Source organism: Brevibacillus jepli (assembly GCF_047229145.1).
Taxonomy (GTDB): Bacteria; Bacillota; Bacilli; order Brevibacillales; family Brevibacillaceae; genus Brevibacillus.
In genome coordinates, this window is record NZ_JBFEFW010000003.1 from 94,036 (window position 1) to 113,024 (window position 18,989).

Annotated in this window: 21 protein-coding genes and 1 pseudogene; 17 read left to right on the top strand and 5 right to left on the bottom strand. The window is 47.9% G+C overall.

The features are described from left to right. The first annotated feature begins 11 nt into the window (after window positions 1-11). The 5 genes from AB1L17_RS04210 to AB1L17_RS04230 all read left to right on the top strand — a co-directional run bounded on the left by AB1L17_RS04210 (window position 12) and on the right by AB1L17_RS04230 (window position 4,462). Window positions 12-1,823 carry a solute symporter family protein gene (locus tag AB1L17_RS04210; RefSeq protein ID WP_412843385.1) on the top strand — a complete coding sequence of 604 codons (1,812 nt, stop codon included), beginning with the start codon at window positions 12-14 and terminating at the stop codon, window positions 1,821-1,823. Window positions 1,824-1,927: 104 nt separating this feature from the next. Then, window positions 1,928-2,236 (top strand): DUF485 domain-containing protein, encoded by a 309-nt coding sequence (locus AB1L17_RS04215; protein WP_412843386.1) that lies wholly within the window; start codon window positions 1,928-1,930, stop codon window positions 2,234-2,236. After that, window positions 2,233-3,795 (top strand): solute symporter family protein, encoded by a 1,563-nt coding sequence (locus tag AB1L17_RS04220; RefSeq protein ID WP_412843387.1) that lies wholly within the window; start codon window positions 2,233-2,235, stop codon window positions 3,793-3,795. Before AB1L17_RS04215 ends, AB1L17_RS04220 begins: the two co-directional genes overlap by 4 nt. A 46-nt stretch (window positions 3,796-3,841) precedes the next feature. Beyond that, window positions 3,842-4,153 (top strand): hypothetical protein, encoded by a 312-nt coding sequence (locus tag AB1L17_RS04225; protein ID WP_412843388.1) that lies wholly within the window; start codon window positions 3,842-3,844, stop codon window positions 4,151-4,153. 30 nt (window positions 4,154-4,183) lie between these two features. Then, on the top strand, window positions 4,184-4,462 hold the full coding sequence (locus AB1L17_RS04230) for a patatin-like phospholipase family protein (RefSeq protein ID WP_412843389.1): 279 nt from the start codon (window positions 4,184-4,186) through the stop codon (window positions 4,460-4,462). A 109-nt stretch (window positions 4,463-4,571) separates the two neighbouring features. On the opposite strand, the gene AB1L17_RS04235 is transcribed toward AB1L17_RS04230, so the two are convergent. Further along, window positions 4,572-5,039: a hypothetical protein gene (locus AB1L17_RS04235; RefSeq protein WP_412843390.1), complete on the bottom strand. Its 468-nt coding sequence runs from the start codon at window positions 5,037-5,039 to the stop codon at window positions 4,572-4,574. A 177-nt stretch (window positions 5,040-5,216) separates the two neighbouring features. Here AB1L17_RS04235 and AB1L17_RS04240 point away from each other — a divergent pair. The 4 genes and pseudogenes from AB1L17_RS04240 to AB1L17_RS04255 form a co-directional block, all read left to right on the top strand. Next, a pseudogene (locus AB1L17_RS04240) lies at window positions 5,217-5,492 on the top strand (patatin-like phospholipase family protein); the annotation flags it as partial. A gap of 18 nt (window positions 5,493-5,510) precedes the next feature. Then, the gene (locus AB1L17_RS04245; protein ID WP_412843621.1) at window positions 5,511-5,855 is read left to right on the top strand and encodes a DUF6363 domain-containing protein; all 345 of its coding nucleotides are present in this window, start codon (window positions 5,511-5,513) and stop codon (window positions 5,853-5,855) included. A 121-nt stretch (window positions 5,856-5,976) separates the two neighbouring features. Then, on the top strand, window positions 5,977-7,038 hold the full coding sequence (locus AB1L17_RS04250) for an HD-GYP domain-containing protein (protein WP_412843391.1): 1,062 nt from the start codon (window positions 5,977-5,979) through the stop codon (window positions 7,036-7,038). A 164-nt stretch (window positions 7,039-7,202) separates the two neighbouring features. Beyond that, the gene (locus AB1L17_RS04255; RefSeq protein WP_412843392.1) at window positions 7,203-8,069 is read left to right on the top strand and encodes a universal stress protein; all 867 of its coding nucleotides are present in this window, start codon (window positions 7,203-7,205) and stop codon (window positions 8,067-8,069) included. A gap of 58 nt (window positions 8,070-8,127) precedes the next feature. Here the strand turns inward: AB1L17_RS04255 and AB1L17_RS04260 are convergent, their stop codons facing one another. Then, complete coding sequence (locus AB1L17_RS04260) at window positions 8,128-9,375, bottom strand: MFS transporter (RefSeq protein ID WP_412843393.1); 1,248 nt, start codon at window positions 9,373-9,375, stop codon at window positions 8,128-8,130. 62 nt (window positions 9,376-9,437) lie between these two features. Further along, window positions 9,438-10,031, bottom strand: coding sequence for a TetR/AcrR family transcriptional regulator (locus tag AB1L17_RS04265; RefSeq protein ID WP_412843394.1), 594 nt, complete (start codon window positions 10,029-10,031; stop codon window positions 9,438-9,440). Window positions 10,032-10,175: 144 nt separating this feature from the next. Here AB1L17_RS04265 and AB1L17_RS04270 point away from each other — a divergent pair, with 144 nt between their 5' ends. Continuing rightward, window positions 10,176-11,018 carry a deoxyribonuclease IV gene (locus AB1L17_RS04270; RefSeq protein ID WP_412843395.1) on the top strand — a complete coding sequence of 281 codons (843 nt, stop codon included), beginning with the start codon at window positions 10,176-10,178 and terminating at the stop codon, window positions 11,016-11,018. Window positions 11,019-11,069: 51 nt separating this feature from the next. Next, window positions 11,070-11,471 carry a hypothetical protein gene (locus tag AB1L17_RS04275; protein ID WP_412843396.1) on the top strand — a complete coding sequence of 134 codons (402 nt, stop codon included), beginning with the start codon at window positions 11,070-11,072 and terminating at the stop codon, window positions 11,469-11,471. A gap of 333 nt (window positions 11,472-11,804) precedes the next feature. On the opposite strand, the gene AB1L17_RS04280 is transcribed toward AB1L17_RS04275, so the two are convergent. Beyond that, the gene (locus AB1L17_RS04280; protein ID WP_412843397.1) at window positions 11,805-13,226 is read right to left on the bottom strand and encodes a sigma-54 interaction domain-containing protein; all 1,422 of its coding nucleotides are present in this window, start codon (window positions 13,224-13,226) and stop codon (window positions 11,805-11,807) included. A 284-nt stretch (window positions 13,227-13,510) separates the two neighbouring features. Here AB1L17_RS04280 and AB1L17_RS04285 point away from each other — a divergent pair, with 284 nt between their 5' ends. The 6 genes from AB1L17_RS04285 to AB1L17_RS04310 all read left to right on the top strand — a co-directional run bounded on the left by AB1L17_RS04285 (window position 13,511) and on the right by AB1L17_RS04310 (window position 18,434). After that, a complete protein-coding gene (locus AB1L17_RS04285; protein ID WP_412843398.1) occupies window positions 13,511-14,188 on the top strand; it encodes a CoA transferase subunit A in 678 nt (225 codons plus the stop codon). Beyond that, window positions 14,188-14,850 carry a 3-oxoacid CoA-transferase subunit B gene (locus AB1L17_RS04290; protein ID WP_412843399.1) on the top strand — a complete coding sequence of 221 codons (663 nt, stop codon included), beginning with the start codon at window positions 14,188-14,190 and terminating at the stop codon, window positions 14,848-14,850. Before AB1L17_RS04285 ends, AB1L17_RS04290 begins: the two co-directional genes overlap by 1 nt. 45 nt (window positions 14,851-14,895) lie before the next feature. Then, window positions 14,896-15,714: a transporter substrate-binding domain-containing protein gene (locus tag AB1L17_RS04295; RefSeq protein WP_412843400.1), complete on the top strand. Its 819-nt coding sequence runs from the start codon at window positions 14,896-14,898 to the stop codon at window positions 15,712-15,714. Between the two features lie 88 nt (window positions 15,715-15,802). Further along, window positions 15,803-16,468: an amino acid ABC transporter permease gene (locus AB1L17_RS04300; RefSeq protein ID WP_412843401.1), complete on the top strand. Its 666-nt coding sequence runs from the start codon at window positions 15,803-15,805 to the stop codon at window positions 16,466-16,468. Between the two features lie 16 nt (window positions 16,469-16,484). Beyond that, window positions 16,485-17,225 (top strand): amino acid ABC transporter ATP-binding protein, encoded by a 741-nt coding sequence (locus AB1L17_RS04305; RefSeq protein ID WP_412843402.1) that lies wholly within the window; start codon window positions 16,485-16,487, stop codon window positions 17,223-17,225. A 27-nt stretch (window positions 17,226-17,252) separates the two neighbouring features. Next, a complete protein-coding gene (locus AB1L17_RS04310; protein ID WP_412843403.1) occupies window positions 17,253-18,434 on the top strand; it encodes a thiolase family protein in 1,182 nt (393 codons plus the stop codon). A gap of 71 nt (window positions 18,435-18,505) precedes the next feature. Here the strand turns inward: AB1L17_RS04310 and AB1L17_RS04315 are convergent, their stop codons facing one another. Then, entirely contained in the window at window positions 18,506-18,883 is a 378-nt protein-coding gene (locus AB1L17_RS04315; protein ID WP_412843404.1) for a hypothetical protein, read from the bottom strand. Window positions 18,884-18,989: the final 106 nt, after the last annotated feature.

Here is an 18,989-nt window from a genome sequence, read left to right on the forward strand (position 1 = left end):
GGGAAATGCGCATGATCAACATGTGGGCAATCATGATGGTACTTTTGCTCGTTGTGGTAACGATCTGGATTTCTATTTACACACGAAAATTCAATTCAAATACAGCTAACTTTTATTTAGCAGGACGAAAAGTCGGCTTTATGACGAATGCGACTGCGATTTGTGGAGATTACTTTTCTGCAGCCTCTTTTCTTGGGGTAGCTGGTGCCGTATACGCATCTGGTGTAGACGGAATGTGGTATGCGATAGGATTTGGAGCAGCGTTCGTTCCGGTCGTTTTGTTTTTGGCCAGTCCGCTGCGCAAATTCGGTGAGTATACGATACCAGACTTTTTATTTGCTCGATTCGGTAAAAGTCATCGTGCGCGGATCATCGGTGTGATCATGGTTCAATTGATCTGTATCTTTTATTTAGCGCCACAGATGGTCGGTGCCGGAAGCACATGGGATGTCCTCGTTGGATACGGATTTTTGGGAATGACCCCGTACCAGACTGGTGTCGTCGCGACCGTTGTCGTCATGATGTTCTATGTGGCATTGGGTGGTATGAAAGGTACGACCTTGAATCAAATGATTCAGTTCTGGGTCTTGTTTACGGCGATGTTCCTCGTTTTCGCACTGGTTTTGTTCAATGGTGTAGGCAATTATGCTTCCCAGAACAAACCGTTGACCAATTCTTCCACAGTGACTGTCGCGAAGCTCATGGAAGGGGAGGAAGGGAAGCGTGTCTATGATAAAGCAAAAGCGACAATGAGTCCTGAAGCCTTTACCAAAGTGGACGAAACGGTCCAAAAGGGAGATCCGAAGGCGACTGTCAATATTGTGTTGCCACAAACAAATAAGCTTCATCCCGAACGTACGATGACGATGCAAGAGCCTGGACATCGGTACGACTGGTTAAATCAGTTCTCGATGGTGCTGGCACTCGTGTTGGGAACGATGGGTTTACCGCATATTATGAATCGCTACTATACCAATCCATCTGGAAAAGTCGCTCGACTGACTACGTTGTGGGTATTGGCCTTCGTTGCTTTCTTCTACATCATGAGCTCCGTAGTAGGATTAGGGGGAAGAAGATTCATTCCGGAATTGTCCGGAAGCGATCCTGGTGTCGCTGCCCTCACTGTAGACGGTTTACTTCTGAAATCCGATCAAATCTTGCCGGTATTAGGAAAATTACTGTTCGGCGAGTTTGGGCTAGGGTATGTGGCTGCCGGTGCTTTTGCAGCGATGTTCTCGACAGTAGGCGGTTTGCTGATCGCTTCGGCTGCTTCGTGGGGCCATGACATCTATGAAAATTACATCAATCCGAATGCTCCCGAGTGGAAAAAAGTTTTGGTAGGCAAGGGTGCAGTTGTTTTCATGTCACTTTTCTCCTTGTTTGTAGGGCTTGGCATTCCGGCGATCGGACTGGATAAGGCATATCCTTCCTTGATCGCGATGATGGTGACGTGGGCATTCGCGGTATCAGGAGGGGCATTTGTTCCGATGCTACTCACGTCGATTTGGTGGAAAGGCACTACACGAAATGGTGCAATTACGGGCATGATTGTTGGTGGTGGAGGTTCGATTTTCTTCATCTTGATGAACATTCTGAAAGAGACAGGAGTGCTCACACCTGGTAGCTTTGCCGCTACGCTGGGCTCCCTCACCTTTCCGTCCATTTTTGTCATTCCGTTGAGCTTTATCGCGATCTATATCGTCAGTGTAATGGACAAAAATCCGATGCCAGTATATGTGAACAATATATGGGCGCGTATTCATGGCTCAGATGAGCTTTCTGAGCGGATTCGCAAGCAGATGCAAGAAGCTGAACAGGCTTGATGACCAAATCGGAGGGAGAAGATCATTCTCTCTCCTTTTATCATTCAAAGAAAGGGAGAGACATGGTATTCTAATAGAAAATTCAGATAAAAAGAGGTAAATGGATGAGCCTCCAACAATCGATGACCAAATCTTCGCAATACCGTCTCCTTCTTCAGAAAAAAAAGCGCTTTTTAATTCCGATTACCCTGTTTTTTCTACTCTTTTATTTTTCCTTACCTGTTTTTATTACGTTTGTACCTGAGTGGATGAATCTGCCTGTTTACGGCAGCATCACACTTGCCTGGATTTTTGCGGTATCACAGTGTCTCATGACTCTCTTTCTTGCTTCCATCTATATGTGGAAGGCACGCCAGTTCGATCGGATCGTGAGTGAGCTGGTTCCGCAGGCGAAAAGAGAGGATGGAGAATGAATCTATCCTCTGTCATTTTCTTTGTAGGAGTTATTATCGGAACGTTGGCCATTACGTATTCCGCTGCTAATCGCACCGGAAATACGAACGAATTTTATGCAGCAGGCAATCGATTAACCGGCTTGCAAAATGGGATTGCGATCGCCGGAGATTACATGAGTGCCGCTTCCTTTTTAGGGATCGCGGGGACGATTGCATTGTATGGCTTTGACGGGTTTATTTACGCGATTGGCTTTCTCGTTTCGTACTTGATCATTTTATTTTTGATCGCCGAGCCGTTGCATAATTTGGGAAAATACACACTCGCTGATGCGATAGCGGTACGGTTTGAGAGCCGTTTGTTACGAGGTCTGATTGCTTCCACTACATTATTTATTTCCATCATGTATATGCTCGCCCAATTAGTGGGAGCAGGCGCATTGATTCACCACTTGTTTCAGGTGGAGTATGGACTTGCTGTGATGATTGTCGGCTTCTTGATGACCATTTATGTTGTGTTTGGCGGGATGGTTGCGACATCATGGGTCCAAATTATTAAGGCGGTACTATTGCTATCAGGTACACTTATCCTTAGCTTGATTATCCTTTCTCGTTTTCATTGGAGTCCTTCTGAGATGTTTCATTACGTGAGTACGGTTACGCCTTTTCAAGAGCGTTTTCTTCAGCCGGGCAATCAATTAGATGATCCATGGGAGGCGATTTCCTTACATCTCGCACTTATCTTGGGGACTGCCTGTCTGCCTCACATTGTCACGAGGCTGTTCACGGTCCGTGATGCCATTACGACACGCAAATCTATATACACTGCGACCTGGATTATTGGTGCGTTTTACGTCATGACGATTTTTCTCGGCTTTGGTGCAAGTGCGTTCGTCGGATACGAGGAGCTCAAGCGTGTTGGGTTCGGCGGAAACTTAACCGTAACATTATTAGCGGATGCCTTGGGTGGGGAGTTTTTGAAGGCGTACATAGCCGCTGTAGCGTTTGCGACCATTTTGGCTGTTGTGACAGGCTTGGTTCTCTCCGCTTCCTCAGCCTTTGCTCATGACGTTTACAGTCATCTCGTACGACGGGGGATGGCGTCAGAAAAGGAGCAGATCATCATTGCAAAATGTTCTTCCGTTGCGGTAGGGATTGTCTCGATCCTGCTTGCGCTGGGTGCCCAAAAAATGAATGTGGCAAGCCTCGTAGGGTTGACATTTGCCGTGGCGGCATCGGCCAATCTCCCGCTGTTTTTATTGACCTTGTATTGGCGGCGTTTTACCGTACAGGGAGCTATTTTTGGTATGCTGACGGGCTTAATTTGTTCCTCCGTCTTGGTAGTGATAGGGCCGACAGTCATGAACATCCAAAATGGCATCATCGCAAGAGAGCCTATATTCCCCTTGGCTAATCCGGGTATTATCTCCATACCATTGGGCTTCTTGGCCGCTGTTATTTGCAGTTATGCCAGCAAACCGGCGATTGGGGCAGAGGAGCATTATGATCGCGTACTTTTTCAGGCTCTGACAGGAATGAGTATTGCACCTGCCAAGAAAACCGAACAAGAATCTGCATAAAGCATCACCACCTGCCCCACTCTAAGAGAGGAAGGAGGAGGGGTAATTGGGTACGAGCCAAGAGACAGATGCTTTGTTGCATGACGAGCCGGACGTATATGAGCGCACGAGACTGGCGCTAGGTGAACTGATTGAAGAGCTGTGTGAAGCACTTGACGAGGAAGATACCGAATCGTACAAGCGAAAAGGATACGAGATGATCGGACATTACTTTCGAGAGCCGGTCAATACAGGGGAGTTAACCTTGATTTTTGCAGCGGTGCTTGCCGATATTCTCTACAAGCTGGAATTGACACAGCAAGGGGAACACGTAGCAATGGTCCGCGATCAGTACAGTGTCATGAAAAAAGAGGAGTAGTTGCGACCCACTAGGAGGGTCGTTTTTATTTTGGACATACTAGGGGGAAACTACATTCTAAAACGGGTGATTTGTATGGAAAAGGTCGGGCTCGTCTTGCAGGGAGGGGGTAGCAGAGGGATATATACCTCAGGTGTCCTGGATTACTTCATGGAGCCGGAGCTTTACATCCCGTATGTCATTGCGGTGTCGGCAGGCGCGTGTAATGGAGCAGCATACCTGGCGAGTCAGCGTGGATTGGGCAAGATTTTTCATACAAAATACATTCGGGACCCCCGCTACTTTTGTCCAAGAAAAATAATGTCTTAGACTGGATTTGTTGATTTGACACGGTTTTCATCTTTAAAAATCAATTGCCTTACAAAAATAAGTTGCTAACCGCTAGTAAATTACCATATTTATCCATACCGTCAATTGGTCATTCGAAATAGTAAAATAGCCCTGAATTTTGATCGACCGTTGGGGAAACTACACCATTTTCTGTTATGATTGTTTGATTTGGAGCTTTTGTTGCTCCAAGATGAACTATAAAAGATTTCTGCGATTCCGTCGTAATAGTTGTCTTAACAATAGACACAGGTTCTTTATTGGCATCTAGTACGACAACTGGATTATTTGCTCGATACCAGGCAAACTTTCCGTCAGCTGTTGCAAGGCTTGCAACAGCAAGTCCTGTCCCGTCTGGCAGTGTGATTTTGTACACAATGAGTGTCTCTCCGTCTTTTTCAATCTTATCTAGCACATCACCTTTTGATAAACCCTCTAGTTCAATACCGCTCTGAATGGCCTCATCAACAGTATCAAACCATCGAAGTTCAGCGTGATTGTTTGAGCATGCGGTAATAACCATGAGTAAAAGTAGCATGGAAAAAATCCATTTTTTCACTACAGTCTCCTCCTAAACAAACAAATGTTTTTCGTGTTTTACCATCATATCAAACTAAATAACACGAAATAACATAGATAGTAAAAATAAGGAGGTAAATTCACAAAAGAGGACACAGTCTACATCTTTATTTTCTAGTCTAAAACTTTATTTACTGCGAACAACTTTCACTGCAAAAATTTGATCACGCAGCGTTCTCTGTTTGGAATGGATTTTATTTTCAACGAAATGCCCTACAAGCTGGAGCCGTTCGCCTTTGATCGGTTTCGTGAAGCAACGGAACAGTTTGTCGTCGTCACAACGGATTGCACGACAGGAGAAGCCGTTTACTTTACAAAAGACGACTGTGAGGATATTTTCCAAGTGATTCGTGCTTCCTGCAGTCTCCCGTTTGTTTCTCCCAAGGTTATGATCGACGGACGTCAGCTATGGGACGGAGGCATTGTACATCCGGTGCCAGTGATGAAGTCCATGCTCGATGGTAACCAAAAACATATTATTGTGCTAACCTCTTCCTGTTCGTCGAGTAATTGGTTGCGCGACTTTTGGCGAGTCGAACGTCTTTTCTCGAGAAGTACGCGGCTGTGTCAGGCATTCATGCGCCATTTTCGTACGTTTTATGAGGTGATCGAGCAGGTCAAAGAGTTGCAAAAGGAAGGAAGAGCGTTTGTCATCGCACCGCCGGACGGTACCTTTATACGCAGCTTTGAACGGAGAGAGGAAAAGCTGCATCACTACTATTTACAAGGATATCATGATGCACGCACCCAATTTTCAGTTCTATGTGCATGGCTTGGTAGGAGCATGAGCAGGTAATCGGTCATACGGCATCCGGTTGCACGGGTGCTTTTTTCAGCGAAAATCATGCGAAACAGGTTTTTCCAACGCAAAGATAGGGAAGAAGCATCAGGGGAGGATGAATCAGGAGGAAGGCCCCATGAAATATGTGAATGTAGACCTAGTAGAGCCGGGAGATGTTTTGGCTCGAAGTATTTATACAAGCGAAGGCTTGACGCTCTTGCATGCAGGTGTCCAGCTGACTGTCGGAATGATTAATAAATTGCGCCGGTTTGGCGTCACCATGTTAAGCATTAAAGACCCATTGCTGGATGAAGTAAAAGAGCAGGAGGTCATCACAGAGACTACTCGTAAAGATGCCATCCGCAATTTGTCGCAGACGATATCGTGCGTGCAGTCCGGCAAAAGCTTTGATGTCCGAGGGATTCAAAAATCAGTGGGAAGTATTATCGACGAAACATTGAAAAATCGGCGTGTGCTCTTGAATCTGGGAGAAATTCGCACGAATGACAACGCTTTGTACATTCACTCCTTAAACGTCTGCATGATGGCGACGGTAATGGGGGTGGGATTGGGCTACAATACGGCTCAATTGAAGGAGCTCGCCATTGGGGCGCTTTTGCATGACATTGGCAAGCTGTCCGTAGACAAGGACGCGCCAGCCTACAAAAAGAACAGCAAAACCAATCATCATACGTGGCTCGGGTTTGATTTGCTGCGCAAAAAACATGAGATGAGCATCGTCTCCGCACACATTCCTTTGCAGCATCATGAATGGGTGGACGGTAGTGGAATGCCACGGGGTTTGACTGGCGACGAGATTCATGAGTTCGCCAAGATTGTCGCGATTTGCAATTACTACGATAATCTCATCTCTCCTTTTTCAGAAGAAGAGGAGACGTTGCCCGCTTATGAGGCTTGCGAAAAAGTCATGGGGCTGGCGGAGAAACGCTTTGATCATAAAATGGTCATTCATTTCTTGCGTTCCATTGCCATGTACCCGACAGGAACCTCGCTGAAGCTCTCGACAGGAGAGATCGGTGTGATCATTGACCAAAATAGAGGTTTGCCCTCGCGCCCAGTAGTTCGGGTCATTCGAAGAGACCAGCAGGCGAATCGACGAATGGTGGACGATCATGAGATTACGGACATTGATTTGAGTGAGAAGCCTACTATTTTCATCACAGCTGTAATGGAATAGGGGATTGCAAGAATAGGCCTCCCTATCAGGGAATATCCCTACCAAGATCAGGGAAAACCCCTACATACACGTAAGTACTCACAGGGCTACAATGGACGCAAGGCAGATGAATACATAGTGAAACACCTCATTTGCCAGATGAAAAAGAGGAAGGACGTGTCATTATGTCCCGTATTCTAGTCCCTGTTGATTTCTCTGCGCAGTCCATTCAGGCGGTCCGCTTCGCGCTGGCATACGCCAAAAATAAGCATGATATCACATTGCTTCATGCCATCCCTCCGTTCCCTTCACGCAATGTTGTCAGAAGGTTGGGACGAGATGTCGTTGAAGATTATCAGCTGGATGAAGCAAGAGATGATCTGAAAAAATTCCTGTCGATCGTCGAAGAAGCCGGTATTACGTATGAGCTGGAGATTGAATTCGGAGAGCCACATGAAGTCATTGCGAAGCACGCTGCGAAGGACTATGCAGCCATCGTAATGGGAACACATGGTTACGGCCGCATAACAGGCTTCCTGTTGCAGAGCGTCAGCTATCCGACACTCCACGACGCCAAAGTTCCGGTCTTCCTCATTGCGGAGGAGACAGATGAGAGTCGCTTCCCTTGGAATAAAGTACTCATTGCAGTAGATGGCTCCGACCATTCGATGGAAGCAGCGAAAAAAGCCATCGAGATGGGTCAGCACCTTCCAGATGTATCGTTTACGCTCCTCTCCGTTGTCTTACCGCCAGTCACGTACGCAGGTGTATATGGAGTGGGTTGGGATAACATGAACACACTCGAAGGTTGGGGACGTGAAACGTTAAAACCATGCGAGGAGATGCTAGAAGCCGCATCGCTTCCTTATGAAAGCAAGGTCGTAATTGGTGATCCAGCTACTGTGATCCGCCAGACGGCTGAGGAAATCGACGCGGGACTGGTTGTGTTGGGTCATCATGGCCAAGGTGCAGTAGCAGGTACGCTGCTTGGCAGTGTCACATTCAAAACCATCCATCGTACGAAAACACCGCTCCTTATTGTGAAAACGTAGCATATTGCTAGACAAAGCTGTCCACTTGATGGACAGCTTTTTTGTTTGATTGCGTACCCTACGATAGTGTTTGTGCTTGCTTTTGTTCGAGGAGATGGTTAGCTCCATCTTGCGTAACTTCTGCCGAGTCCCATTTGATTCGAGTACATCCCCATGCTGTGAGCAGAAGGATGACGGATGCGATCAAAAATACCGTGATCAACGAAGTCATCTGCATGAGCGGACCTGCAACAAAGGAACCGACCATCATGAGACCGATCATGAGCGGTGAAATCGTTCCATTCACCCGTCCAATATACGCTTCATCAACGAGCTTGATCATGAACGTACTGATCACGATCTGTAAAAATGCCATTCCAATTCCAGTGAAAAAGCGCATCGCTGCGGTTACGTATACCCATACAGAGAGAACTTCTACGGCGACGGAGAGAGCGAAGAAGATTAATCCACCTGTAATAACCCAGCGACCATTCAGGCGATCGAGGTAAATGGAAGCCAAAATGCCGCCCAGCAGCATCCCCAATCCGTCTAAAGCCGTAAACCATTGAATGGCTTCTTTGGAGAGTAGAAGACGATCCGTGACGACGAATACCTCCAGCGAATTAATAAACCCCGAGGATAACCCCAAACATGCAAAAGTAATGGCAATCCCGCGCAAGGCTGGTCGCTTTTTTACATAGGCGAAGCCTGCTTTAATCTCAGAAAGGAGGGTTCCGTCTTCCTCTGTTGCACTGGCAGTTGAAGGGGGGAGTATCAGCAGGATCAGTGCCGAGACGAAGAACAGGCCGGCCATCGTTAACAGGGAAGGGTAAATGCCCCAATGCTCATAGAAAAAGGTACCAACAATCGGGCCAACCAGTAGAAAAATCGAACCCGTACTTTGTGAAATAGACACGGCTGCTGCAACTTGTTCATCAGGAATATGGCGCTTCAACATCTTCGCAGAAGAAGGCTGGGAGAACTGCGACACGACAGCCGAGATAAAAGTCGCGAAGAAGACAGCAATCCACATCCCTTGCCAGAGCAAATACACGATAACGAGAACAGAGAGGGCGCTTAACAGGTTCCCGGCTATCATCGTTCGTTTCGGATTCCAGCGATCAGCCAACGCCCCGCCAATGATTGAAAAAACCAAGATTGGCGCAAGTTCGATGGCGGTCAAGAGCGATACGGCGGTTGGATTGTTGCCGCTCGTCTCCATCACATAGTAGAGCAAGGCCATGTTGCGAATCCATATACCGATGTTCTCTAAGGTATCCGTGATAAAAACGGTGAGAAAAACTTTGTTTCCCCAAAGACCTTTCATAGTTCACTTCACTCCCGATAAAATATACCGAACGTCCGGTCTAATTACAGGTGAAAAAAATGCTACTTGGCAATAATGCCATGCAGCAATACGTCAATGCTCCTTTTGAGTAGGGCATGAAGACGCTCTTCTTCCATTTGATAGCCCACATTGATGATCCCGCTCATCAACCCCTCCAAGATCATCGCCAGCTCTTCTGGATCACATGGAGCGAATTCGCCGCTATCGATCCCTTCTTGAAAGAGCGAGGTATAGAGGGTATAAGTGGAGCCGAGCATTTCCAGCACTTGTTCCAGAATGACTGGATCTGCGAGCTGGCTACCGGAGAACTCTTCACCTGCTTTTTTTAGAGGGTGGGACAAAAAATCCTCCAAGAAAAAAGCAGCTAAGCCATACAGTTTATCAATGGAAGTCGAGAACTCTTTTTCCTTTTCTCGCCAAATATCTTCCCATTCATTGTATTGCTTTTCTAATAAGTACAGGAACAATTGCTCTTTGTTTTTAAAATGGTAATAGAGGCTGCCCTTACTGGCTCCAGTTGCTTGGCAAATGTCCTCAATGGAAGTGGCGGAGTAGCCTTTCTGAGAAAATAACTCGGTGGCTTTCTCTACGATATGTTGTTTGGTTTTCTCCCCATCGAGGCGACGCTTTGTCATTATACGAAGGCTCCTTTTTTCTAGACTGAACGTTCGGTTTAGTTTTAGTTTATTCGATCTGACAGCGAAGCGCAAGGGCACCATTCGATTGAGAAGAAGTAACAGAGGGAAAAATGATAGGAAGTGCTGAGGGGAGGGATTGCCTTGCAAATCGGGTGTCATGTCAGTATTCGTCATGGGTACGAGGAAGCCGCGAGATCCGCATACAAAGAAGGTGCGCTCTCGTTTCAATTTTTCCCGAAAAACCCGCGAAGCTTAGGCGTCAAGCAGTTCGATACTCGGGATGCAGAGCGCTGTCGTGCTTTTTGTCAGCAGAACGGCATGCTCTCCATTGCCCATACGCCATACCCGGTGAACCTTTGCGTTGAAGAGCAAGAGCTGTTTGCAGTCACAGTGGGGTCGGTGCGCAATGACCTTGAAATAGCAGAGGCTTGCGGTGCACTTGGCGTGGTCGTGCATTTCGGTCAGTATAAAGGCGCTGACGTGCTTGCGGGCTATAAAATCATGATACAGATGGTCAATCAGATCCTGGATGGCTGGAATGGCAGAGCCCAGCTGTTAATCGAAAACAATGCAGGACAAGGCAACCGAATGGGCACGACACTCGAAGAGCTTACGCAGGTAAGACAATTGTTCGCCGAGCCGCAGAAGGTAGGATTTTGTCTGGATACGTGCCACGCGTTTGCCAGCGGTCTATGGAAAGGAAATGATTGGGCACAAGTAGCCGATCGGATGCGGGAACTTGATTATTTTACGAGCTTGCGCGCTGTTCATCTGAATGACTCCGTCTATCCGAGTGGCTCCTTTCGAGACCGACATGCCCCCATTGGAAAAGGAATGATCGGTGACAAAGCGATAGCCGCATTTTTGCAAACACCCGAATTTCAGGGACTCCCCATTGTGTTGGAAACAGCGAGAGGATCAGAGGGAGGGCATCGCGAAGAAATCAAGCATGTTCGATTACTCGCAGATCAGTGGCACGGTTGACCTTGTTGTGGTAGAGTGTGAAATGATGTGTTCAACATGGGAGGGGTACGGATGAAAAAGCGTATTAAGGTGACGATCGCGGATTTTGCTCCGCTTAAAGAAAACTTGAACAACCAAGAAGAGCTCGCTCTGTACGAAGCTGCGAACGGAAATACATACGATGCTGAAATCGAGCATGATGGATATGCGATTGTGGATGTGACGGAAGAAGATTATATCGAGCTGGCCCCAGGGGAGTATCAGCTGATGATCGAGGAGTGGACAAACGCCGGACAAATCGGCGAATGGACACTGCAAACCATGTCTGATCCGGCGGATGACAAGGCTTTGCTGTATCGCACAGTGGACAAGACCGGAACTGAAATGCAGGCACCACAATCCTTGCCGAAGCAAGTAGTCGAGCTGGTCGCGAATACATGGTTTGGCAAAAAAGCAAAGAAGATCGAGGAGTAATTGAGGAAAGAAAAGGAGCGCTGCGAGGTAGCGCTCCTTTGTTATGTTTAAGAGAGTATTCGATGAACCACCAAAGCTGGTGAGAAGAAAAAGCGCAGGGCTCGCAGACCTTGACAACGACTACCCAGTCGGAACTTCCAAAAGGGGACCACGCTTGTCGAACACCTCTTCCCTGAGATGCTTCCGCCCGTAGGGTGGCTTTGGCTCGACGGTCCCCTTTTGGAAGTGGAGACGGACAGTCAATCCCCATGCTGGCGTGTCAGAGTCGAAGAGAACTGTGCTTTTTCTTCTCCTCCACAATGTTGACTCAAACCAGAAAAAACGGTTTTCCAATCACTCGTCCTCAGAATCAAGCTGAATCCCATACTTTTTAATCCGCCGCATGAGCAGTGACTGGGTAATACCAAGAGCAGCGGCTGTTTTGCGAGTCGTCTTGTGCGTGCGCAATGCTTGCATAATGAATTCCATCTCGATTTTCTCCATCCGCTCTGTCAGGGACAGAGAACCGAGTGAGAGAATACCATCCTCCAGCTCACGTATACTCCTCAGCTCTTCTGGCAAATCACTGACCTGGATTTCATCCAGCTTCGACGTAATGACGATCCGCTCTACCAAATTTTCCAGCTCTCGCACATTCCCTGGCCATTCGTATTGATGCAAAACATCCAATGCTTCCGAGGAAAAACGTCGTTTCTGATTATGCTTGGTATTGAATTTCTGGAGATTGTGGTGAAGCAACGGAAAAATGTCGTCCTTTCGCTCACGTAATGGCGGAACATTGATCGGCAATATATTAAGACGATAGTACAGGTCGTGTCTGAATTTGCCCAAACGCACAAGCTCCTGAAGATTGGCATTGGTTGCCGTTATGATTCGGATGTCTGCCGTATATGTTTTGGTGCCGCCGATGGGCATAAACGTTTTGTTTTGCAGAAGCAGCAGCAGTTTTGATTGCAAATGGTAGGGAAGCTCGCTAATTTCGTCCAAGAATAGCGTCCCTTTGTCTGCCATCTTCACTAATCCGATTTTCCCTGAATGACTCGCTCCCGTAAAAGCCCCTTTGTGGTAGCCGAACAGCTCAGACTCGATCAAGGTTTCCGGAATGGCGCTACAGTTGACATGAACGAATGGCCCACCCCTTCGCTCACTTAGCTGGTGAATTTGCTCTGCGAGATAGCTTTTTCCCACGCCTGTTTCACCTGTAATGAACACGGTCGTGTCGACAGGGGCAGCTTTTTTCATTAATTCCAGCAAAGCGAGATAGGAACGGCTATTGCCAATCAACGTTTGGGAGGAGCTCTGGCTCGCTTCCCACTTCATGAGCTGAATCTCTTCACTGTACCGCTTTAGCAATGCGACCGTTTCTTCCAGTTGCGAACTGGCACGGGCTGCCTCTGTGATATCTCGTGAATGGGCAACGATCAGCTCGGGTCTCCCTTCCTCATCGGGAATGATATGCCCAGTCACCAGGAACTTCCCTTTACTATTGACGAGCTGAATGGTCGTGGTCGGTTTTCCCGTTTCTAGAACCAAGCGGGTAACAGAAGGGCTGAATATCCCCATTTCTTCAAGATCGGAAACGTTTTGTCCGATGAGCTCGGCTTTCGGCATGCCGCACAGGTTCTCACTGGCATTGTTCAACCATAAAGTAGTTCCCTGCGCATCAGAAATGAAAATACCGTCTGCCAATGCGTTCAGGATGTCAATCAAACGATCAACAGAAGACAAAGCTAAAATCTCCGCAGCCTTTTCCATCTTGATTAGCTCCCTGGGTTTTTCAACTGATTGTACAAGATCAAATCGATCATTGTATAGTGAATCGAATTCGAAAAAAATTGAGTCGAAATAGATTCACGCAAGAAGATTGACTTTTCCTACTTTTCGATTCAAAAGTGAGTCTACTTCGACTCACCAAAATCGACCACGTTTCAACAAGATTCGCCATGCAAACGATTTTTGAGGATTGGCATGAGAGTTGCTATTACATAGGTTGACGTAAAGTGATTTACCCAACATTAAGAGATAAGGAATTGCATGCGATGCTATCTAAACTGGTGACGCACGAACAAGCAGTGGAGCATGTTCTGGATGGCACCCGGCTCATGTATGGCGGATTCGGTACGATTGGCTCCCCGGCACACTTGATAGATGCGATTTTGCACAAGGGCGTGCAAAATTTGACACTCATCGGGATTGATGCAGGGTATCCGCAAGTAGCAATAGGCAAGCTGATCAGTCATGGGCGGGTGAGGCAGCTAATCACAACGCATATTGGCTCCAATCCCGAAGCAGGTCAACAAATGATGGACGGGAAGCTCGAGGTGACATTTTGTCCACAAGGGATTTTCGCAGAAAAGATTCGAGCGGGAGGTGTTGGCATTCCGGGAATCGTTGTGGATGCGAGCATGAGAGGAGAGCGAATAGAAGAGCGAATAGAAGGGGCAGAGCCGTTTGTCTATGCCGGAAGACCTTGTCAGATTGAAGCCGCTATTACAGCGGAGGTAGGGATCGTCTATGCGAAACAGGCAGATACCTACGGAAACCTCATTTATGACAAGGCAGCAAGAAACTTGAATCCATTGGTAGCGATGGCCGCAGATATCACCATCGCTGAGGTGGAAGAAATCGTTCCCACAGGAGAGCTCGACCCGGAAAAAATCGTGACACCTGGCATTTTCGTGGATTATATCGTAGTTCGCGACGGAGGGAACAGCTAATGGGGCTGGGAATGGATCAGCGAAATATGGTCGCGTGGCGTGCAGCCAAAGAGGTCGCTCCCGGAATGGCTGTGAACTTGGGGATCGGGATTCCCGAGCTCGTTGCTGATTTTATCCCGCATGATTGGCATGTGATGTTCCACTCGGTAAATGGAATCCTTGGGGTCGGACCGACTCCGATAAAGGGAGAAGAGGATCAGCATATTTCCAATGCAGGTGGAGCGCCTGTGACTGTTGTACCGGGAGCGTCGTATTTTGACAGTACCATCGCGTATGGCATGATCCGCAGGAAAAAGCTCGATGTAGCGTTTATCGGGGCTTTGCAGGTGAATCGACGAGGCGATTTGGCAAACTGGATCGTTCCTGGATCACGGGTCCACGGAATTGGCGGGGGAGCGGAGCTGGCGTACTACGCCAAGAAAGTGATAGTGCTGATGAGTCATTTGAATGAGGCAGGAGAGCCCAAAATTCGCAGGGAGTGCACATTGCCACTGACGGCGAAGGGCTGCGTCGATCTCATTATTACCGAGAGAGCCGTCATTGAGGTCACGCAAAGAGGGTTGCTTTTGACAGAGGTGATGTACCCATACTCGTTGGAAAATGTCATCGCGAATACTGGAGCACCACTCATAATTTCAGAAAATTTACAAATAGTAGAGTAGTGAGAAATGTAAGCGCGCACAATATAAAATTGGGGGATGTAAATTATGAAAAAAACGATCAAAACCATCGCAGGAGTCGTATTCTCCTTGTCACTTCTGGTCAGTGGATGTAGCCAAGGCGCATCAACGGAAAGCAGCGGAGGACAAGCAGGTGGGGCACCTTCAGGAACTGCATCGTCGATGACGAAAGAGGCAGGCGTGTTTGTTTATGCAGCTTCGGGTGAGTACCAGCCATTCAGCTACTTCAAGGATGGTCAATTGACCGGATTCGATGTCGAGATCGGCAATGAGATCGCCAAGCGTTTAAATCTTACACCAAAGCCAGTCACTTCGCCTTTTTCCGGCATTATTGCAGGGGTAAAGGAAGGACGCTACGATGCGGCGATTGCCAGCCATGTCATTACGGAGGAGCGGAAGCAACAGGTTGATTTCGCAGATCCGTACTACTTGTCCGGTGGTCAACTGTTCGTTCGACCGGATGGTACAATCAGCACGCTGGAAGGATTGAAAGGCAAGGAAGTAGCGGTTGCACTTGGCACTACACATGAAAAGATGGCAAGGGAGTATACGGATAACATCAAGACCTATGACAGCGATGTAACGGCTCTGCGTGCCCTCGAGCAAGGAAAACATGATGTGGTGATTACGGATAGCGTGGTAGGAGAAATTGCTATTGCACAAGGCTTGAAGCTCAAGAAAAGCGGGACTCCACTTTCGGAAGTCCAGCATGGCATTGCGGTGCGCAAAGGGAATACGGAATTGCTGAACAAGATCAACGAAGTGCTCAAGCAAATGGTTGAAGACGGCACTTATCTGAAGTTGAGTGAAAAGTACTTCAATCGCGACATTAGCAAAGCCGAATAAAGAGTCGCAATTCTTTCACTTGCCTGTCGTACTTTGGCACACCACGGTATGACAGGTATATTCCATTACGAGCGAGGGGTGGCATCCAGTGCCCAGTTTTGCCCATCTGACTGAAGAGTTTTTCCGTACATTGCCGTTTTTTTGGAAGCCGCTGCTGCTGACGTTCCAGCTGACGATTGCTTCCGTCATTGTAGGCTCGATCATCGGGTTGTTTGTCGCCTTGTTAAAGGTGTCTAAGTTTCCGATCGCACGCTTTATCGCGAATGCGTACATCATGGTCATTCGCGGTACGCCACTGATCGTGCAAATATTCGTCTTGTACTTCGGTTTTTACAAAATGATTGACCTCGGGCAATTTTGGTCGGCTGCACTCGCACTGGCCATTCACAGCGGTGCTTATATCGCAGAGATATTCCGGGGCTCCATTCAATCCATTGATAAAGGACAAATGGAAGCAGGACTGTCTTTGGGCATGTCCGCTCGTCAGACCATGCGCCGGATTATTTTGCCGCAAGCCATGAAAAGGTCGATCCCGCCGCTTGGCAACCAGTTTATTTTGTCTCTGAAGGAATCGTCACTGGCCGCCTTCATTGCGATGGACGAATTGTTCTCTCTGGCACGCCGTTTGTCTGCGGAAACGTTTGATGAAATGACGTACTTTCTAATTGTGGCCTTTTATTACTTGGTCATTGTCATGATGTTTACCTATGTTGTCCACATCATGGAGAAGCGTCTGGCCAAAGGGGACGCGTAGAGTGGAGGGAAAAACGATGGATAGCAAACAAGAAATGATCCGCGTGCAAAATTTGAAGAAAAGCTTCGGCAAAGTGGAAGTTCTCAAGGATGTTACGCTGCAAGTGGGTAAGGGCGAGGTCGTCGTCTTGATTGGCGCCAGTGGCTCGGGCAAGAGTACCCTGATTCGTTGCATTAATTTTTTGGAGATTAAGGACGGCGGCGAAATATTTATTGAAGGAAAAAGCATCGATTCGAAAAAGGATGACTTGACCAAGGTGCGGCAAAAGGTAGGCATGGTTTTCCAGCACTTCAATCTGTTTCCGCATAAAACGGTTCTGGAAAACATCATGGAGGCGCCACTGATCGCAAAGAAGGCAGACAAGGAAGAAACGAAGCAGGAAGCTCTCAGACTGCTGCAAAAGGTTGGTCTGTCTGAAAAAGCGGACGTCTACCCGTCGAGCCTCTCCGGTGGACAAAAGCAACGTGTGGCCATTGCTCGTTCGCTGGCGATGAAGCCTGAGATCATGCTGTTCGACGAGCCTACTTCCGCACTTGATCCAGAGCTCGTAGGGGAAGTGCTGGAGACGATGAAGCAGCTCGCCCAAGAAGGAATGACCATGATCATCGTGACGCACGAAATGGGCTTTGCCAAGGAAGTAGCCGATTGGGTTGCGTTTATGAATCAAGGCAAGATTGTCGAGATGGCCAGGCCCCAAGAGATATTCAACAACCCGAAGGAAGAGCGCACAAGAGAATTTTTGAACCGCGTACTGTAACCGCATATAAAGAAAGGGAGCTGTGGCATGAGAGATGTAGTAATCGTGGCGGGTGTGCGCAGTGCAGTTGGTGCATTCGGCAAAAGTCTGCGTGACGTATCGGCAACGGAGCTGGGACGCCAAGTATTGGAAGGCTTGATGAGCAAGGTCGATTTGCCCAAGGAACAAGTCAATGAAGTGATTTTTGGCAATGGTTACGTACATGGGGGAGGACTCAATGCTGCCCGTATTAGCTCGCAGCTGGCGGGATTTCCACGTGATGTCTATGGACACATTGTCATCAAGGCCTGCGGCTCGGGTTTGAAAGCGATCGGCAACGGAGCGTTAGCCATTACTGCCGGTCAAGAGGACGTCGTGATTGCGGGCGGGGTCGAGAGCATGAGCAACGTTCCTTACCTCGTGAAGAACCGTTGGGGCAGTAAATTCGGCAACTTGACCATGGAGGATGCGCTCCTGTCGGATGGTTTGATTTGCTCGCTTGAGGGTGAGCACATGGGCATTACAGCAGAACGGCTGGCTGTACAGTACGGGATAACCCGCGAGGAGCAGGATCATTTTGCCTATGAGAGTCACAGAAGAGCAGCAGCAGCAATCGACGCGGGGAAATTCATTGCTGAAATTGTTCCGATTGAACTCAAGGATCGAAAAGGCACTCGAATTTTTGCACAGGATGAATCAGTGCGGCATGATATCAAGCTGGAAGAGCTGGTCAAGCTGCGCAGTGTTTTTCAAAAAGAGGGGACGATCACGGCCGGAAATGCATGTCCGATGAATGATGGTGCAGCCGCTGTGTTGATGATGTCTCGTGAAAAGGCAGAAGAAGCCGGCTTGACTCCACTCGTGAAAATAAAGGCTTTTGCCAGCGCAGGAGTCGAGCCGGGTGTGATGGGGATCGGACCAGTGCCAGCGACGCAAAAGGCGCTTGAGAAAGCGGGATTAGCCTTGGGGGACATTGGGCTCATCGAATTAAACGAAGCGTTTGCCGCTCAGGCTTTGTCTGTGATCAAATGTCTGGAGCTGGACACGAGCAAGGTAAATGTCAATGGTGGCGCAATTGCCTTGGGTCATCCGGTAGGAGCGACTGGTGCCAAGCTGACTGTGACGTTGATGAACGAGATGATTCGCAGACGCGAAAAGTATGGCATGGTGACACTGTGCATGGCTGGCGGGATGGGCATGTCCATGATTTATGAAAATATGACGATATAAGCTTCTCATGTGCAGATGACAAAGCCCCGAACGTGAATGATTCGGGGCTTTTGGCATGAAAGCGTGATCGCTTATTTGGTGATCTTTTGCTGTTCGTGTATGTGATTTCGCAATGTAGCCGCTACTTCGGTTGGGTTTTCCAGTTGTACAATCACATGCTGATATTTGCCATGACCCTCTATCTCAAGGATCAGCAGGTTCTCTGTCTGAGAAAATGAAAGGAAGTACCACTCATTTGCATGCTGAAAGCTTCCTTCATATATGTTCAATGGAGCAATAGATGTCCCAGGCATGCGTAACATCCATTTTGGCGGAACAAAAGAACCGACCTCGACATGCTTGATCGACTGATACGGTAATGTGATCGTGCTCTTCAAGGCGAAGACGGCATGCAAGCCAGTGAGACGCAAGGTAAATTCAGTCTTGCCGAAATGTACACTTCTTCCCATCGTTGCTCACCTCCATCAGATACTCATAGCTCCATTATCTCACAGATGAACAATGATGACACGGGACAATCCAAAAAAGCCGGTGCTACCCCACAAGAGGAAAGCA

Bases quoted from the DNA above. Each gene is read 5' to 3' on its own strand.
- AB1L17_RS04210 (WP_412843385.1), top strand. From the start codon at position 12: ATGATCAACATGTGGGCAATCATGATGGTACTTTTGCTCGTTGTGGTA.
- AB1L17_RS04215 (WP_412843386.1), top strand. From the start codon at position 1,928: ATGAGCCTCCAACAATCGATGACCAAATCTTCGCAATACCGTCTCCTT.
- AB1L17_RS04220 (WP_412843387.1), top strand. From the start codon at position 2,233: ATGAATCTATCCTCTGTCATTTTCTTTGTAGGAGTTATTATCGGAACG.
- AB1L17_RS04245 (WP_412843621.1), top strand. From the start codon at position 5,511: ATGCTCGATGGTAACCAAAAACATATTATTGTGCTAACCTCTTCCTGT.
- AB1L17_RS04250 (WP_412843391.1), top strand. From the start codon at position 5,977: ATGAAATATGTGAATGTAGACCTAGTAGAGCCGGGAGATGTTTTGGCT.
- AB1L17_RS04255 (WP_412843392.1), top strand. From the start codon at position 7,203: ATGTCCCGTATTCTAGTCCCTGTTGATTTCTCTGCGCAGTCCATTCAG.
- AB1L17_RS04260 (WP_412843393.1), bottom strand. From the start codon at position 9,375: ATGAAAGGTCTTTGGGGAAACAAAGTTTTTCTCACCGTTTTTATCACG.
- AB1L17_RS04265 (WP_412843394.1), bottom strand. From the start codon at position 10,031: ATGACAAAGCGTCGCCTCGATGGGGAGAAAACCAAACAACATATCGTA.
- AB1L17_RS04275 (WP_412843396.1), top strand. From the start codon at position 11,070: ATGAAAAAGCGTATTAAGGTGACGATCGCGGATTTTGCTCCGCTTAAA.
- AB1L17_RS04280 (WP_412843397.1), bottom strand. From the start codon at position 13,226: ATGGAAAAGGCTGCGGAGATTTTAGCTTTGTCTTCTGTTGATCGTTTG.
- AB1L17_RS04285 (WP_412843398.1), top strand. From the start codon at position 13,511: ATGCTATCTAAACTGGTGACGCACGAACAAGCAGTGGAGCATGTTCTG.
- AB1L17_RS04290 (WP_412843399.1), top strand. From the start codon at position 14,188: ATGGGGCTGGGAATGGATCAGCGAAATATGGTCGCGTGGCGTGCAGCC.
- AB1L17_RS04295 (WP_412843400.1), top strand. From the start codon at position 14,896: ATGAAAAAAACGATCAAAACCATCGCAGGAGTCGTATTCTCCTTGTCA.
- AB1L17_RS04305 (WP_412843402.1), top strand. From the start codon at position 16,485: ATGGATAGCAAACAAGAAATGATCCGCGTGCAAAATTTGAAGAAAAGC.
- AB1L17_RS04310 (WP_412843403.1), top strand. From the start codon at position 17,253: ATGAGAGATGTAGTAATCGTGGCGGGTGTGCGCAGTGCAGTTGGTGCA.
- AB1L17_RS04315 (WP_412843404.1), bottom strand. From the start codon at position 18,883: ATGGGAAGAAGTGTACATTTCGGCAAGACTGAATTTACCTTGCGTCTC.